The sequence below is a fragment of the Chloroflexota bacterium genome (assembly GCA_020850535.1).
GTDB lineage: Bacteria > Chloroflexota > UBA6077 > UBA6077 > JACCZL01 > JADZEM01.
In genome coordinates this window covers 26790-42341 of record JADZEM010000134.1, presented here as the reverse complement: position 1 = coordinate 42341, position 15552 = coordinate 26790, and the positions used below count along the sequence as shown (strand labels likewise).

Sequence of the window (15552 nt, the reverse complement as noted above, 5' to 3'; positions counted from 1 at the left end):
TGCACGGCTCAGCGAGGACTGGACGGTGACGGAACGCCTGGAGCAAGCACTCAGGGAACTGGTCCAGGCCGAGGCCGATGGACATCGGCACCGTGCAGTTGTCAGGTGGCGCTTCCGCCTCGACGGCGACCGTGTCAGGGTCACGATTCAATCCCATCCCGGTCAGGCGATTGAGGCACGGAGGGCCGTGACGGCGCTCGGTGGAGAAATCCATCTCTGGAAGTGGGGCAGCGAGACAAACGAGAGCATCAACGCATGGGTGCCGGTCGGTGCACTGGTAGATGTGGCTGCTCACGACACCGTCAAGTGGGTAGAGCAACGGGGAGCAGCCTGGCCGTACCCACCGGCGCTGGTCGATCCAAACGCGCCAACCGGATGTGCCCGCCTCTCCTCGTTGGAGCCGGACCTGCTGCGCCTACTGCAAGCGCCCGACCGCGACGCGTTCGTCGAAGTATTCAATTGCCTACCGCCACCGCCGCGGGAGATAGAAAGCATCGGGATCAGGCCACAATGGGAGCGTGACCAGCCGCCGCTACCGCGAATGATCCGCTTGAACAATGACAAAGATCGCGTGCTGATCCGGCTGGAGATGCCAGACGACATCGGCGACTTCCTGCAACAGTACGATCTGTCAGTGGTCGACCGGGTCGCCCTAGACTGGTATCCGCCGCGTGATCCTGGAAGCGGTCTGATGAACCGCTTCTACACGTTCGCGAGGCTCGATACGGTGTGCATGATTGGGGAAGACCCCCGTGTGGTCCGGTTGCAGCTACCAGGGTATACGGAGCCAGGCCAACCCTACGCGTGGACCGTTCGGGCGATGCGACATGGCCGTTGGCCCATAAACTGGGGTGGTGATCGGCCCAGGACCATTCCGTCTGAGCTCCCGTGGCCGCCGCCGATACCTGATCCGAACTCGCCGCTCTCGCCAGAGCAGGAGAGGCTGGGATGGATGGACATCGAGCTACTTGAGGTGGTGCTGTCGTCGAACCCTGTCGCAATGGCGGGCTACATCAACGCCTTCCCACTCAGAAAGGGCAAGCGGCTGCACCTGCAAGGTCAGTCGCTCAGCGTGAGCGTTGAGTTGGCTGGTGAGGAAGGGGATCTGGCAACGCGGTTCGCCTTCCAGACCGTCCGACGGTATCCGGCTAGCGACCTGGTGCCATACGCACAGGTGGCGGCGTTGGTGCCCATCAATCAGCTCTGCGGCCTTGCAAGCGATGCCCGAGTTCGCCGCATCCAAGCACCGGGACCAACTGTCGATCTTCTGCCAACGCAAGATCGTCCGTAGTGATCGCCAGGAGTCAGGCTAGCAAGCAGCAGCCCCCCGCTCGCGATGCTGAGAATGCCCAGTTCGGAAGAACTGCGCTACGGCAGCAGCGCCGCGTTGATCGCCTCGCGGAGCGTCGAGGCCGGGATCAGCTCCAGGCCCAGGCCGTTCATCTCCCGCAACGACGCCGAGCGCGGCACCACCGCCCGCTCGAACCCGAGTTTGGCGGCCTCGCGCAGGCGGATCTCCAACTGCCCGACGCTCCGCAGCTCGCCAGACAGGCCGATCTCACCTGCCACCACCGCGCGCGGATCGACCTCCCGATCCTTGAAGCTGGAGACAATCGAGAGCGCAACGGCCAGGTCGGCCGCCGGCTCGTCGATCCGCAGGCCGCCGATCACGTTGACGTACAGGTCTTGATCGTGGAGCGGGATGCCCAGCCGGCGCGCCAGCACCGCCGAGACCAGCAGCAGGCGATTGTTCTCGATGCCGTTCGCCGCCCGCCGTGGCACCGCCAGCGAGCTGCGGCTTGCCAGCGCCTGGACCTCCACCAGCAGCGGGCGCGTCCCCTCCATCGTCACCAGCACCGACGAGCCAGTCGTGCCCTCGCCGCGCTCCGAGAGGAACGCCGCCGAGGGGTTCGTCACCTCGACCATCCCCTCGCCGCGCATCTCGAACACCCCGACCTCGTGCGTCGGCCCGAAGCGGTTCTTGGTGCCCCGGAGCAGCCGGTAGGCGTGGTAGCGCTCCCCCTCCAGGTAGAGGACCGTGTCGACCATGTGCTCCAGCATCTTCGGGCCGGCCAGCGCACCTTCCTTGGTGACGTGGCCGATCAGGAAGACGCTGACGCCGCTGCCTTTGGCAAGCTGCATCAGCCGCAGCGTGCACTCCCGAAGCTGGCTGACGCTGCCCGGGGAGGACTCCACGTCCGCGCTGTGGATGCTCTGGATCGAGTCCACCACCACCATCGACGCCTGGGCGTTCTCGATGGTCTCCAGGATCGTGCCCAGGTCCGTCTCGCTGACGAACAGCAAGTCGTTCGCGGCCAGCCCGAGCCGCCGCGCCCGCAGCCCGATCTGCGCCAGCGACTCCTCGCCGGAGATGTAGAGGACCGGGCCGTTCCGCTCGGCCACGGCGTTGCAGACCTGGGCCAGCAGGGTGCTCTTCCCGACGCCGGGATCCCCGCCGATCAGCACCAGCGATCCCGGCACGATGCCGCCGCCGAGCACCCGCCCGAACTCGTCGATGCCGACGGCCAGCCGGTCGAAGTCGGCCACGTCGATCTCGTGGAGGCGCAGCGGCCGGGTGCTGCCCCCCGGCGCACCAGGACTCGCGGCGGCGCGCGGGCGGACAGCCGTCGCGGCCGGGGCCACCGTCCTCACCACCCGCTCTTCGAGCGTGTTCCAGCCCTCGCACTCGGCGCAGCGCCCGCTCCAGCGCACGGCCTTCGCGCCGCAGGCCTTGCAGACGTACTCGGTCCGTGCCTTTGCCATTGGTTCTCCTGGGGAGGCCCTCACCCCCCGGCCCCCTCTCCCTGTGCGCGGGAGAGGGGGAGACGCACGAGAGTTTCGTTTCTCCCCCTCTCCCGCGCACAGGGAGAGGGGGCCGGGGGGTGAGGGCCTCCCAGGCCTGGGCCTGTGGGCCTCTCTGCCACAAAGCAAAGGGGGCGAGCCTCGCGGCCCGCCCCCGTCTACCTACGTGAGATAGCCTGCCGACTCAGGCGGTTGCGGCCGGCTCCGGCTCTGGCTCCGGCTCGGCCCGCTCCTTGACCTCCAGCACGATCTCGCCGTCGCGGGCATCCGCGATGACGAAGTCGCCCGGCTGGAACTTGCCGTGCAGCAGCCCTTCGGCCAACGGGTCCTCGATGGCCGTCATGATCGCGCGGCGCATCGGGCGTGCGCCGTAGATCTGGTCGAAGCCCTTCGTCATCAGGACCTCCTTGGCGCCCTCGGTGACTTCGAGCGTCATCCGCTGCTCGGTCAGCTGGGTCTGGACCCGGTTCAGGAGCAGATCGATGATCTGGCGAATCTGCTCGGCCTGGAGCGCGCTGAACACGATCGTGGAGTCGATACGGTTCAGGAACTCGGGGCGGAACAGCTTCCGCATCTCCGTGAGCACCTTCTCCTTCATGCGCTCGTAGGCGCCCTGCGCGTCCTTGAGCAGATCCTTCGGGGTGTTGAACCCGAGCACGCTTTCGCGCCGGATCAGCTCCGCGCCGACGTTCGAGGTCATGATGATGATGGTGTTCCGGAAGTCGACCTTCCGACCCTTGGCGTCCGTCAGGCGGCCGTCGTCCATGATCTGGAGCAGGATGTTGAAGACCTCAGGGTGGGCCTTCTCGATCTCGTCCAGCAGGACCACCGAGTACGACTTGCGCCGCACGGCCTCGGTCAGCTGACCACCCTCTTCGTACCCGATGTACCCTGGAGGCGCCCCGACAAGGCGAGCCACGGAGTGCCGCTCCATGAACTCGGACATGTCGATCTTGATCATCGCCTCTTCGCTGCCGAACATGAACTCGGCGAGCGTCCGGACCAGCTCCGTCTTGCCGACGCCCGTGGGGCCGAGGAAGATGAAGGAGCCGATGGGGCGACGAGGATCCTTCAGGCCTGCGCGGGCACGCCGCACGGCCTTCGCGACCATCGTGATCGCCTCGTCCTGGCCCTTGACCCGCTGGTGCAGGGCCTCTTCCATCTTGAGCAGCCGCGCGCCCTCCTCCTCGGCGATCCGCATCACCGGGATGCCCGTCCACATCGCCACCACGTGCGCGATGTCCTCTGCCGAGACGACGGGCTTGTCGGCGCTCTGTTGCGTCTGCCAGCCAGACTCGATCTTCTCGAGCTTGGCCCGCAGCTTGGCCTCCTGGTCGCGGTACTCGGCCGCCAGCTCGTACTGCTGCGCCGAGATGGCCGCTTCCTTCTCGTTCTGGACCGATTCGAGGCTGCGCAGCATCTCCTTGTAGGAGGGCGGCGCACTCGCCCGCTGCATCCGCACCCGCGACGCCGCCTCGTCCACCAGGTCGATGGCCTTGTCGGGCAGGAAGCGGTCAGGCACGTACCGTGCAGCCAGCTCGGCGGCGGCCTTCAGCGCGTCGTCGCTGATCTCCAGGCGATGATGCTGCTCGTACCGCTCGCGGATGCCCTTGAGGATCTCGATGGTGTCCTCGACGGACGGCTCCTCGACCAGCACCGGTTGGAAGCGCCGCTCCAGGGCCGCGTCCCGCTCGATGTACTTGCGGAACTCGTCCAGGGTCGTCGCGCCGATGGTCTGCAGCTCGCCGCGAGCCAGCGACGGCTTGAGGATGTTCGCGGCGTCCACCGCGCCCTCGGCCGCGCCCGCACCGACCAGCGTGTGCAGCTCGTCGATGAACAGGACGCAGTTGCCGCTGTTCTTGACCTCTTCGATGATCTTCTTGAGCCGCTCCTCGAACTCACCGCGATACTTCGTGCCCGCCACCAGCGAGCCGATGTCCAGGGTGAGGAGCCGCTTGCCCATCAGCGTCTCGGGCACGTCGCCCGAGGCGATCCGCTGGGCGAGACCCTCGACGATGGCCGTCTTGCCGACGCCCGGCTCGCCGATCAGGGCCGGGTTGTTCTTGGTGCGCCGCGAGAGGATCTGGATGACCCGCTCGATCTCGCGCGCCCGCCCGATGACCGGATCGAGCTTGTTGGCCCGTGCCGCCGCCGTCAGGTCCATGCCGAGCTGATCGATGACCGGCGTCTTGCTGGCGTGGCGAGACTCCTGCTGCGAGTAGCTCTGGCTCTGGTTGAGGACGTAGATCACCTGGCTGCGGACCTTGTCCAGCGAGACGCCAAGCGACTCCAGGACGCCCGCGGCGATACCCTCGCCCTCGCGGACCAGGCCCAGGAGGAGGTGCTCCGTGCCGATGTAATGGTGGTTCAGCCGTCGCGCCTCGTCAACGGACAGCTCGATCACCTTCTTGGCGCGCGGGGTCAGGCCGATGTCGCCAGTCACCGTGCGGTCACCCCGACCGATGATGAACTCGACGGCCGAGCGCACCTTGTTCAGTTCGACACCAAGATTGGCGAGAACCTTGGCCGCGACGCCTTCGCCCTCGCGGACCAGGCCCAACAGGAGATGCTCAGTGCCGATGTAGTTGTGGTTGAACCGCTGAGCTTCCTCCTGCGCAAGCTGCAAGACCTTGCGCGCCCGCTCGGTGAATTTGTCAAAACGGTCAGCCATCAGGTCTCTCCGTCTCTAGGTCGGTCCTCAGGGATTCTATTCTACCTGAAACCCCTGAAGACCCAGCCTGAATCCCGCCAGCGTCTCGGATCTGAGGGCGGAACCCATCAGCGATATCGGTCGATTCGTAGAACATGAAACGTTCAGAAAGCCGTGGCGGCCCGGGTTCTTGAGGAACCCGGGCCGCCAATGTGTCCAGTTCGCGCCGCCTTAGCTCTCGGCGATACTCGCCGGAGACTCGGCGGTCTCGCCTTCTTGCGGCTCTTCGTACGATGCTGACGCATCGCCGTAGTCCGCCGAATCGTCGTCGCCCACGGTGTAGGCGCCGCCGTCGTAATCGAACGCCTCATCCTCCACCTGCCGGAGGCTCAGCCCCAGCCGGTGCCGAGACGGCTCGATGCGGATGATCTTCAGCGGAAGCTCGTCGCCCTCGCGGACAACCTGCTTCGGGTGCGTGATGCGGTCCTCGGACAGCTCCGAGATGTGAATCAGCCCCTCGATGCCCGGCTCGATCTCCGCGAACGCCCCGAAGGCGGCCAGCTTCGTGATCTTGCCGTTCACCACCTGCCCGACCTGGTACTTGTCGTTGACGCGGCTCCAGGGCTCACCCTGCAGGCGCTTCAGCGAGAGCGCGATCTTCTTGTTGTCGCGATCCACGCCGACGACGTAGACGTCAACCCGGTCTCCGACCTTCACCACCTGGCTCGGGTGCGAGACCTGCCCCCAGGACAACTCGGAGAGGTGAACCAGGCCATCAGCGCCGCCGAGGTCGACGAACGCGCCGAAGTCGCAGATGCTGGACACGACGCCGTTCTTCGTGTCGCCCGGCTGCAGCTCCGTCAGCAGGCGATCCTTCTCACGGGCCCGGCGCTCCTGGAGCGCCGCCCGCTCCGAGAGAATCAGCCGGTTGCGCCGGCGGTTCATCTCGATGACCTTGAGCAGCAGGTTCCGCCCCTTCATCGCCTCGAGGCGCGACTCGACGGACTCATCCGCGCTGCCTCGGCGAAGATCGGCGATCTGCGAGAGCGGCACGAACCCGCGCACACCCTCGACGTTCACGACGAGCCCACCCTTGTTGTGCTCGACGACCTCGCCCTCGACGGTCTGCCCGTCCTCGAAGCGCTTCTGCAGGTTCCGCCAGCCCCGCTCAGCGCGCGCACGCGTCAGCGAAAGGACGACGCGGCCTTCCTGATCCTCGCTCGACAGTACGTAGGCGAGCACCGTTTCGCCGACACTCGGCACCTCGGTCTGAGGCACCTCGCCAACCGGAACAACAGCCTCTGACTTCGCACCAATGTCAACGAGGAACTCGTCGCGGTCGGTGCTGACGACAACACCCTCGACGACTTCACCACGCCGCCACTGCCGAACAGACTGCTCGTGCTCGGCGAGCCAATCGCCCATCCCGCCGGCTGGCGTGCTGGACGAGGCTCCGTTTGCCTGGTCCTGGGATCCCTGGCCAGTGGTGGCCTCTTCCATACCCGGTGCTTCCCGCCTCTGCTCCAACTGAATAGGCCTAGTATACGGCACTATTCCGGAAACAGCAAAGTCACAAAGGCAATGCGCGTCCGCCAACGCGCGCAGCCTGACTAAGCCCGCCCGCGCAACACCTTTGACGGAGTATGGTACCAACGTCTTGCGCCTGCGACGATAATAGCGCAATTCGCCAGGACGGCGTGCGTCCGGTGAACCGTATCGCCAGGTCGGGTGCGTCGGCGACGACGACGCGGCGAGGGACTGACCGGTCATGATGGATGTCGAGAGCGTGGACGAGGAGGCGGCTCGGCGGCTTGTCGAGTCGATCACCCGTCGGATCGATCCGCGCGCCCAGGTGCTCCTGCGGGAGCCGGGCCGCAGAAGCCTGCCGCACGGCTTGCAGCTGGCCCTGGTGCAGCAGGGCCATGCCTACCCGTTTGACCTGACCGTCCGCGAGCTGCAGGATGCGCGCTCCGCCGTGGGCCGGGAGCGGCTGGCGCGCCGGCTCGGTGCGGCCCTCGGCCTCCAGCCGCCAGACCAGATGACCGGCCCCCCCCGCGACTGACAACTCCCGTGCTTGCCCGTCTTCCCAGTCCTGTGCCACAATCGGGCGGCCCGGCCGCCGGCCATTGCTGGTTTCGCGCAGGCCCGCCTCGTCCCTGAAGGGAGCCCGGCTCCGCTTTGACACCGTCCGTCCTCGGCTCCGCCCGCATCGTGTCGGGATGCTGGGCCGCCGCACTCTTCCGGCGCTGGTGCGATGTGCCCCGCCGCAGGGTTCGCTCGTCCGAGGTGGCCGTGTGCATATCCTGATGCTCAACTACGAGTTCCCGCCTCTTGGGGCCGGCGGCTCGACCTCGACCTTCAACCTCGCGCGGAATATCGTCGCCCTCGGCCACAAGGTCGATATGGTCACGATGGGCTTTCGGGGCATCCCGAACGAAGAGGTGATGGACGGCATCCGGGTCTACCGTGTCCCGAGCGTCCGCGCCCGCCGCGAGGTCTGCCACACCCATGAGATGGCGACCTACGTGCTGAGCGGCACGCTCAAGGCGGCGCAGCTGGCCGCCCGCAACCGCTACGACCTCGCCAACGCCCACTTCATCTTCCCGACCGGCCCGATTGCCTACGCCCTTCGCCGGCTGCGCGGCCTGCCTTACGTGCTGACGGCGCGCGGCTCGGACGTGCCCGGCCACAACCCGAATCGCTTCCGCTTCGACCACCAGCTGCTGCGGCCGGTCTGGCGCAGCCTCGTGCAGGACGCCGACGCGATCGTTGCCGTCTCCAGGCACCTGGCGCAGCGGATCGAGGAGAACGCGCCCGGGGTCTCGGTGCGGGCTATCCCGAACGGCTGCAGCCCGCTTGGCGCGGCGGACGACACGGTCCGCACGCCGAAATCCATCACGGAGAACGGGAGGATGCGCGTGCTGATGGTCACGCGCCTGCACGAGTTCAAGGGTGTCCAGTACATGCTCGAAGCGGCAAGCCGCGTCCCGCTGGATCTGGAGATCAACATCGTCGGCGACGGGCCGTACCGCTCGACGCTCGAGGCGCAGGCCGCGCGAATCGGCAAGCCGGTGCGCTTCTGGGGCTGGCTGGACCGCAACTCGCCGGAGATGTGGCGGCTGTATCGCGAGTCCTCGGTGTTCGTGTTCCCGTCCGAGCGCGAGGGCTCGCCGACGGTCGTGCAGGAGGCGATGAGCGCCGGCCTTGCCGTGGTGGCCGCCGACGCCGCCGGTACGCCCGAGGTGGTCGGCGACGCCGGCATCCTGGTCAGCCCGAAGGATCCGGCCGGCATCGCCGATGCGCTGGTGCGGCTGGCCAACGATCCGGCCCTCGTCCAGGAGTTGAGCGAGCGCGCCTTCGAGCGGGTCCGCACGGAGTTTGACTGGCGGGTGCTGGCTGGCCGGTACGTCGAGCTGTACGGCGAGGTGCTCGCGCGGACCGGGAGGGCGCCAGCGTGACGGTGAGCCAGGAGCCTGTCGTCCGTCCGCCGGCCACGGCAGAGACGGCCGATGCTGCCGACCCCGCCCCCAGGAAGAAGTCTGGTCGTCTCGGGCTGGTGCTCAAGCTCGCCATCACGCTGGGCGTCAGTGCGTACGTGCTCTGGCAGGCCGGGCTGGCAGACGCCGTCGAGACGCTGGTTGGCGCGGACTGGCGGCTCGTCGCGCTGGCGGCGGTCTCGGCCCTGCTGGCGATGACGATCAACGTCAAGCGCTGGCAGGTGATGCTGCACGGTCAGGGTGGCGAGGCCGCGCTGACCACCCTGATCCGGCTCTACCTGATCGCGATGTTCTTCAACAACATCCTGCCGTCGCGGTTCGCGGGGGACGTGGTCCGCGCGTACGGCGCGTCGATCAACCTGACCACGAAGACCCGCTCGGCCGCCGCCGTCATCATGGATCGGCTGGTCGGCGCGATCTCCGTGCTGCTGCTCGGCGTCATCGCGATGGTCGTCAGCCCGTCGGTGATCCCCTGGCAGCTGAGCCAGACGCTGGTGCTAGGCCTCGTGGCGGGGTTCGTGGCAGTCGGGCTGCTGGTCGTGCCCTCGCCGCTTCAGGGCACGATGCGAGAGTTACTGGCGCTGGTCCGCTATCTGCCGGTGGTGGGTAAGTTGCTGGACAAGCGCATCCACGCCGCCGTGGACGCCGTGCTGGCCTACTCGGGCAAGCTCGGCTTGATCGTCTGGGCGCTGCTCGTCTCGATGATCGCCAACGGCCTGTCGATTGTGAATATCTACCTGTATGCCCTGGCGGTCGGCGCGGACGTCAGTCTTGCGAAGGCGGCGGTGGTGGCCCCGGCCGTGCTGGCGGTCGGCCTGCTGCCGATCTCCCTGAACGGCCTCGGCCTGATCGAAGGCACGTTCGTGGTGCTGCTCGGCTTTATGGGGATCCCGCCGGACATGGCGCTGGCCGTGGCCCTGCTCCGCCGGCTCGTCCTGCTCGGGCAGAGCCTGATCGGCGGCGTGCTCTACTCCTCGAAGCGGTTCGGCTGAGCGCGCGCCGGCGAGCCCGCTTCGAACTCGACGCTCAACAACACCAAGCCGGCTGAGGACGACCCGGCAAGCGACATCCTCGTTGACGACGACTGACCGTCACCGCGCTCGCTCACCGTTGCGCTCGTCCCGCCTGACCCATGACGGCGCCTGAGGCGGCTGTGGCACGCCTCAGGTCACCGCGGAGCGTCGCCCTGATGCCGCATGATCCCCCACCACACCCACAGCGGCCGCGGTCACTGGCGAGGGGGAGTGGTCATGACGCAACTGGTTCCGGGCGCGGCACTCATCACGGGCGGCGGCTCGGGCATCGGGCGGGCCGTCGCGCTCGCACTGGCCGGCGAGGGTGCTCCCATCGCCATCCTCGACCTGCGACCGACGGGCGGCGAGGAGACGGTTGGCCTGATCGAGGCGGCGGGCGGGCGGGCCGCCTACGTCCCGGCCGATGTGCGTCACTGGGATGAGGTCGACCGGGCATTCGCCGAGGCCGTCGCCGCCGTCGGTCCGCTCGGGATCGTCGTCAACGCGGCTGGCATCCTGGACGGTTACGCGCAGGCGGACGCCGTTGCGCCGGCGGTCTGGGATCGGGTCATCGGCATCAACCTGACGGGCACATTCTGGGGCTGCAAGCGCGCCCTTGACGAACTGCTGCCACGCGGCGGACGCATCATCAACATCGCATCCACGGCCGGCCTGGTGGGCGATGGCGGTGGGCCGGCCTACGTGGCTTCCAAGCACGGCGTCGTCGGGCTGACCCGCCAACTGGCGGTCGCCTACGCCGAGCGCGGCGTCACCGTCAACGCCATCTGCCCCGGTCCCATCGCCACGCCGCTCCGGGCCAACTCGACGCAGATCCTCGGGGCCGATGCTCCGCCGATGGGCGGCATCGGCGGAGACCCTTCGCGAGTGCGGGCCATCGTGCCGGCCGGGCGGTACGGCACCGTTGAGGAGATCGCGGCGCTGATCGTGTTCCTGGCGTCGATAGAGGCCGGTTACATCACCGGCCAGACGCAGGTGATCGACGGCGGCTGGACGGCGCGGTAGACGAAGGTCGTGGGTCGTGGGTCGTGGAGCGAGGGTTGTAGGCCGTGGGTCGTGGAGCGAGGGTTGTAGGTCGTGGGTCGTGGAGCGAGGGTCGTAGGCCGTGGGTCGTGGAGCGAGGGTTGTAGGTCGTGGGTCGTGGAGCGAGGGTTGTAGGCGGGGTGTCTGGTTCTGGGGTAAGGCGTGGGGCGCGGAAGCATACCGCCTGACGTGCGTCATGATACGATAGCAAGCGCGCAACTCTCAGTTGTCATCCTGAGCGCAGCGAAGGATCTCACCCGCTGACCGTCAACACTCGTGTCACCCGCTGACCGTCAACACTCGCATCACCGGCCATGCGTCATCTTGTCGATCTCCCGCTCACCGTCAACATCGGCGTCAGTGGGTGAGATCCTTCGCTGCGCTCAGGATGACAACTGAGAGTTGCACGTTCTCGCCGAGCTGCTCCCATGATCCACGACCCGTGACCCGTGACCCGTGACCCGTGACCCGTGACCCGTGACCCGTGACCCGTGACCCGTGACCCGTGACCCGTGACCCATGATCCATGATCCACGACCCGTGACCCACGACCCGTGACCCACGACCCACGGCCTTGGCAACGCGCTGTCACTCTCGCGACTGCCGCTGCGTTGTCATGTGCAGATGCGTCTTCTCTCCTCCCTGATGCCTGCCAGCGCTGCTGTGCGACGCGATCACCCCGCAGACCGCTGGCGTGCCGTGGGAGTGCCGTCCGCTGGGGGATCTGCTCGTGAATCAGCGACCTGCGCGACTCATCCTTGCTGCCGCCTTCGTCCTGGCGACCCTCGTCAACGTGCTGGGGTCGCCAGTTCCCGTGAGCGCCGGCCACCTGCCAGCGCCTTCAGAGATCGTGCTCAAGCTGGCGGAGCTGCCGCCCGGCTTCGCGCCGGCGGCTGAGGCGACTTCGCCGTCCCTGCTTCCAGACGGATTGGCTCGGCAGGCAACTGCATCCTTTCAGCGCGATGCTGCACAGGATGGCACGCCAGGCGTGCGCTCTGTCCGGCAGGTCGTCCTGGCGTTCGACGATCGGGCCGCCAGCGAGTATCTGCCTCGTTTCCGCGATCTGATGCTCCGGCACCAGGGCTATGCGCCCATCGTCAGCACCGAGACGGACTTCCAGCTCACCCGCACGCGCGGCGATGAGTCCAGCATCGTGGTGGGCGTCGCCCGCGCCGAGGTGCTGGTGGTCACCACCATTGCCGGGGCGGCAGGCACGGTCGGGCCAGAGTACGCGGCTGCACTGACGGCCCTCGCCGTCGCCCGGGTGCCGAGCATGGACCAGTCGTCGTCGGCGCTCAGCACCGGCACGTCGGATGGCCTCGCGCTCGCGAACGCCAGCCCTGGCGGCAGCTACTTCGAGTTCCCGAGCATCGAGGACAAGGGGCGCTGGCCCAGCCCGCAGGTGAACCTGCCACCGTCGCCCGACCTCGACGTGGTGGCCGTGCGCTCGAAGGGGCCGGTCCGCGATCCGTCGCTCGACGGTATGACCGATGTCCACCCGAACCGCGCACGCCCGGCCGACCTCGAAACGAACCTGTCCCGGTACATCGCCTGGGTCACCCCGCTGATCGACGAGTACTGGGCGCGGGCGCTCGGCCAGACGGGCCACAAGTATGAGAAGCCGCGCGTGGTCATCGTGCCGGATGGCCAGCTCGTGCTGATGGCCTGCGGTCCCGGCGGCATCCCATCGCCCGCCCTCTCACTGGCCTACTGCCCGGCGGACAAGACGGTCTACATCTACGAACCGTTCATGCAGGACGAGATGGTCGCGGGTCAGAACTGGCAGCAGCGCGACTTTGTCATCTCGGTGGTCATGGCCCACGAATGGGGGCACCACATCCAGGCCACCCACGGCTACCTGGACGCCCTGATCGTCGAGATGATCAACCATCCCGAGCTGGCCCCGATCATCACCCGTCAGAACGAGCTGCAGGCGGACTGCTTCGCCGGGCTGTACACCCGCTACGCGCGTGATGCGGGCTGGCTGACCATCGGCGATCTGGAGGAGGCCCAGGAGGCGATGCTGCGGGCCGGCGACGACCACATCGAGTCGCCCGGGCACCACGGCCTGCCCGAGCAGCGCAAAGAGTGGTTCATGCGCGGCTACGTCCACTACTCGTACCGTGGCTGCGACGTCTGGTAGAGGCTGACTGACGAGATGGCCCACCTGGGGGCTGGCAGGATCGCTCACCCTGGCCGATAATGGGAACAGCATGAACGTGAAGCCGCAGCCAATCCGCTCGACCGTGCTGGCGCTCGCGCTGGCGCTCCTGACTGCGACGGCCCCGGTGGCCCCGGCCCAGGCCGCGCCCATTGAGGCAGCCCCAGCCGATGCTGCGCCCCAGGAGGCCGCGCCGGCTGAGCAGTCGCCCGACGTCGCTGTGACGCCGGCCCGGCTGCAGGTCTATCCGCTCGGGACGGCGCGCGTGCAGATGGTCCTGACGAATCCGACCGCCAGCGAGCAGGTCTTCGCGCTGGAGATCTTGCTCGTCCGTGCGGACGGCTCCATCGCCACGGCCTACTTGAGCGACGCGCTCTCGCTCGGCCCGGGCATCACGGCCACGGCGATCTACACCATCCGCCACGCCGATGGCGCGGTGGAAGCCGTCGTCACGCCGCGCCGCTGGCCGAACCTCTCCTCGTAGACCCCCATCGCGAGGAGACCACCCGCCTCAGCCTGCGACCGCCGTTGGCTCCGCCCGCTCAGGAGACGCTGCCTCGGCAGACGGTGCTGCCGCCGGCTCGGCTGGCTGGCGCGTGAGGGCGGGCAGGCAGGCAGGATCTCCGCCGACGATGACGGCCAGGGCCGCCGGCAGCAGCTCGATTCGGGCCGGCGTGGTGCCCAGCGGCTGCGAGTCGGCGTGGATCATCATCGGCTGCCGTGGCTCGATCTCGACGGTGCGCGCGCGGAAGCTCAACACCTTGGGGTTGTAGACGCGCCGGCCGCCGGAGATCGCCCAGAGGTGGCGCAGCAGTTCCAGTTTGCCGAAGCCGGTGAAGATCTGCACGTCGAAGCGGCGATCGTCCAGGCGGGCGTCGGGCGCGAGCGTCAGGGCGGCCCCCAGGTACGGCCCGTTGGCGACCGTGACCATCATCGCGCGGTAGCGGCGCGGCTTGCCGTCGAGCCGGATGGTGAGGCGTCGGGGCCGATAGCGCCACATGAACGTGAGCAGCGGCTTGAGCGAGCGCCAGTTCCCACTGTCAAGCTGGTTGAAGTAGGCGAACAGGCCCGCGTCGATGCCGATGCCGGCCGCCTCCAGGAACAGCCGTGACTTCGCCTGTGAGCGCGCCTCGCCGATGTCGATCCGCGCCACGCGCTGGGCCTTGATGACCTCGGCCGCCTGGTCGAGATCGCGCGGGATGCCCAGCATCCGCGCAACGTTCATGATGCTGCCGAGCGGCAGGACGCCCAGGACCGCGTCGGTGTTGACCAGACCCTCGGCCACCTCGGCGACGGTGCCGTCGCCGCCGGCCGCGATCACCCGGCGGAAGCCATCCCGGACGGCCTGTCTTGCCAGCTCGGTGCCGTGGCCGGCACGCTCGGTACAGAAGACCTCGGCTTCGATGCCGTGGCATTCGAGCAGGGCGCGGGCATCGTCGAGTCCGAGCGGGTTGGTGGTCAGCCCGACCTTCCGTCCGGCGGTCGGGTTGATGATGAGGCAGGTGCGAGGCGGGTGCTGGGTCATCGGCCTTCAGTCATCGAGGATGGGGCTGCCAGCCAGGGGCGGACAACGGTGTGGCGCGTACGGAGCGGTGGGCTGAGGCAGCATGGCGGGGTCCGGTGACAGCTGTCAGGCGGGGACCGGCGCAGCGTTAGCGGCGTGGGGTCGGGCCTGCATGGGCGTCTCGGGACGGTCAGCAGCCTGCGGCTGGACGTGGCGCGGAGCCTGGGGCGGACCGCCCGGCAGCCAGCGCTCGACCGGGGCGCCTGCCCACCACGCTCGGTTCAACAGGTCTGCCCGGCCGCGAGCGTCGTGCTGAGCGTAGAGGACGTCGAGCGACAGCCGCACGAAATAGCCGTTGGCAGGGTCCAGGGCGCGGGCGCGCTCCAGGGCGGCACGGGCATCCGCGAGGCGTCCCAGCCGCAGTAGGCACTGGCCCAGCAGCGCGAAGGCCCAGGGATTGGCAGGATCGAGCGTCGCTGCGCGCCGGGCATCCAGCACGCCGAGGGCCGGCTTGCCAGCCTCCCGCGCCCGTCGGCCGCGCCCGAGGTGGTACTGCACCTGCCGGTACTGACGATCCTGTCCCGACTCCTGGGACCGTGCGGGCTGCGCCCAGGTCTTGCTGATCCAGTGGCCCCACATCACCGCCGTACCTCCACGGGCTGTCGGCCCCACAGGCGCACGATACGTGCCAGTACGAACGTGCCTGACAGAAGTGAGAGGCTGCATACTCCCGTGGCGCTGCGCCTCCAACGATGCGCCCGGGTGACATCCGGGCGCGGAGAGCGGCGGGTCCGACCGCGCCAGTAGGGCGGACACGATGGCGTTCAGGGCTGGCACATAGGGTGGTAGGATGCCCACGGAGATCGGGATCAGCGAACGACGAG

The 15552-nt window shown here is 68.1% G+C and carries 12 protein-coding genes; 7 read left to right on the top strand and 5 right to left on the bottom strand.

All coding sequences use genetic code 11. From position 1 onward, the window contains the following. The first annotated feature begins 25 nt into the window (after positions 1-25). The gene (locus tag IT306_19470; GenBank protein ID MCC7370610.1) at positions 26-1291 is read left to right on the top strand and encodes a hypothetical protein; all 1266 of its coding nucleotides are present in this window, start codon (positions 26-28) and stop codon (positions 1289-1291) included. 77 nt (positions 1292-1368) lie between these two features. Here IT306_19470 and radA read toward each other — a convergent pair whose 3' ends face one another. The 3 genes from radA to IT306_19455 form a co-directional block, all read right to left on the bottom strand. Continuing rightward, entirely contained in the window at positions 1369-2763 is a 1395-nt protein-coding gene (gene radA / locus IT306_19465; GenBank protein ID MCC7370609.1) for a DNA repair protein RadA, read from the bottom strand. Positions 2764-2986: 223 nt separating this feature from the next. Next, positions 2987-5473 carry an ATP-dependent Clp protease ATP-binding subunit gene (locus tag IT306_19460; GenBank protein ID MCC7370608.1) on the bottom strand — a complete coding sequence of 829 codons (2487 nt, stop codon included), beginning with the start codon at positions 5471-5473 and terminating at the stop codon, positions 2987-2989. Positions 5474-5683: 210 nt separating this feature from the next. Next, entirely contained in the window at positions 5684-6877 is a 1194-nt protein-coding gene (locus IT306_19455) for a S1 RNA-binding domain-containing protein (protein MCC7370607.1), read from the bottom strand. A 343-nt stretch (positions 6878-7220) separates the two neighbouring features. On the opposite strand from IT306_19455, the gene IT306_19450 reads away from it, so the two are divergent. The 6 genes from IT306_19450 to IT306_19425 all read left to right on the top strand — a co-directional run bounded on the left by IT306_19450 (position 7221) and on the right by IT306_19425 (position 13648). Next, positions 7221-7514, top strand: coding sequence for a hypothetical protein (locus tag IT306_19450; GenBank protein MCC7370606.1), 294 nt, complete (start codon positions 7221-7223; stop codon positions 7512-7514). 232 nt (positions 7515-7746) lie between these two features. Then, on the top strand, positions 7747-8910 hold the full coding sequence (locus IT306_19445) for a glycosyltransferase family 4 protein (GenBank protein MCC7370605.1): 1164 nt from the start codon (positions 7747-7749) through the stop codon (positions 8908-8910). Next, positions 8907-9941 carry a flippase-like domain-containing protein gene (locus IT306_19440; protein ID MCC7370604.1) on the top strand — a complete coding sequence of 345 codons (1035 nt, stop codon included), beginning with the start codon at positions 8907-8909 and terminating at the stop codon, positions 9939-9941. The genes IT306_19445 and IT306_19440 overlap by 4 nt, the downstream gene beginning before the upstream one ends. 258 nt (positions 9942-10199) lie before the next feature. After that, on the top strand, positions 10200-10985 hold the full coding sequence (locus IT306_19435) for an SDR family oxidoreductase (protein MCC7370603.1): 786 nt from the start codon (positions 10200-10202) through the stop codon (positions 10983-10985). Between the two features lie 748 nt (positions 10986-11733). After that, a complete protein-coding gene (locus tag IT306_19430) occupies positions 11734-13146 on the top strand; it encodes a neutral zinc metallopeptidase (GenBank protein ID MCC7370602.1) in 1413 nt (470 codons plus the stop codon). Between the two features lie 76 nt (positions 13147-13222). After that, positions 13223-13648 carry a hypothetical protein gene (locus IT306_19425; protein MCC7370601.1) on the top strand — a complete coding sequence of 142 codons (426 nt, stop codon included), beginning with the start codon at positions 13223-13225 and terminating at the stop codon, positions 13646-13648. A 27-nt stretch (positions 13649-13675) separates the two neighbouring features. Here IT306_19425 and IT306_19420 read toward each other — a convergent pair whose 3' ends face one another. Together IT306_19420 and IT306_19415 are read right to left on the bottom strand one after the other, a co-directional pair. Continuing rightward, positions 13676-14689, bottom strand: coding sequence for a diacylglycerol kinase family lipid kinase (locus tag IT306_19420; protein MCC7370600.1), 1014 nt, complete (start codon positions 14687-14689; stop codon positions 13676-13678). A gap of 105 nt (positions 14690-14794) precedes the next feature. After that, positions 14795-15310: a tetratricopeptide repeat protein gene (locus tag IT306_19415; protein ID MCC7370599.1), complete on the bottom strand. Its 516-nt coding sequence runs from the start codon at positions 15308-15310 to the stop codon at positions 14795-14797. Positions 15311-15552: the final 242 nt, after the last annotated feature.

What these genes read in the sequence shown, in the direction of transcription:
- radA (MCC7370609.1), bottom strand. Translation starts at nt 2,763, where the DNA reads ATGGCAAAGGCACGGACCGAGTACGTCTGCAAGGCCTGCGGCGCGAAG.
- IT306_19460 (MCC7370608.1), bottom strand. Translation starts at nt 5,473, where the DNA reads ATGGCTGACCGTTTTGACAAATTCACCGAGCGGGCGCGCAAGGTCTTG.
- IT306_19455 (MCC7370607.1), bottom strand. Translation starts at nt 6,877, where the DNA reads ATGGGCGATTGGCTCGCCGAGCACGAGCAGTCTGTTCGGCAGTGGCGG.
- IT306_19450 (MCC7370606.1), top strand. Translation starts at nt 7,221, where the DNA reads ATGATGGATGTCGAGAGCGTGGACGAGGAGGCGGCTCGGCGGCTTGTC.
- IT306_19435 (MCC7370603.1), top strand. Translation starts at nt 10,200, where the DNA reads ATGACGCAACTGGTTCCGGGCGCGGCACTCATCACGGGCGGCGGCTCG.
- IT306_19420 (MCC7370600.1), bottom strand. Translation starts at nt 14,689, where the DNA reads ATGACCCAGCACCCGCCTCGCACCTGCCTCATCATCAACCCGACCGCC.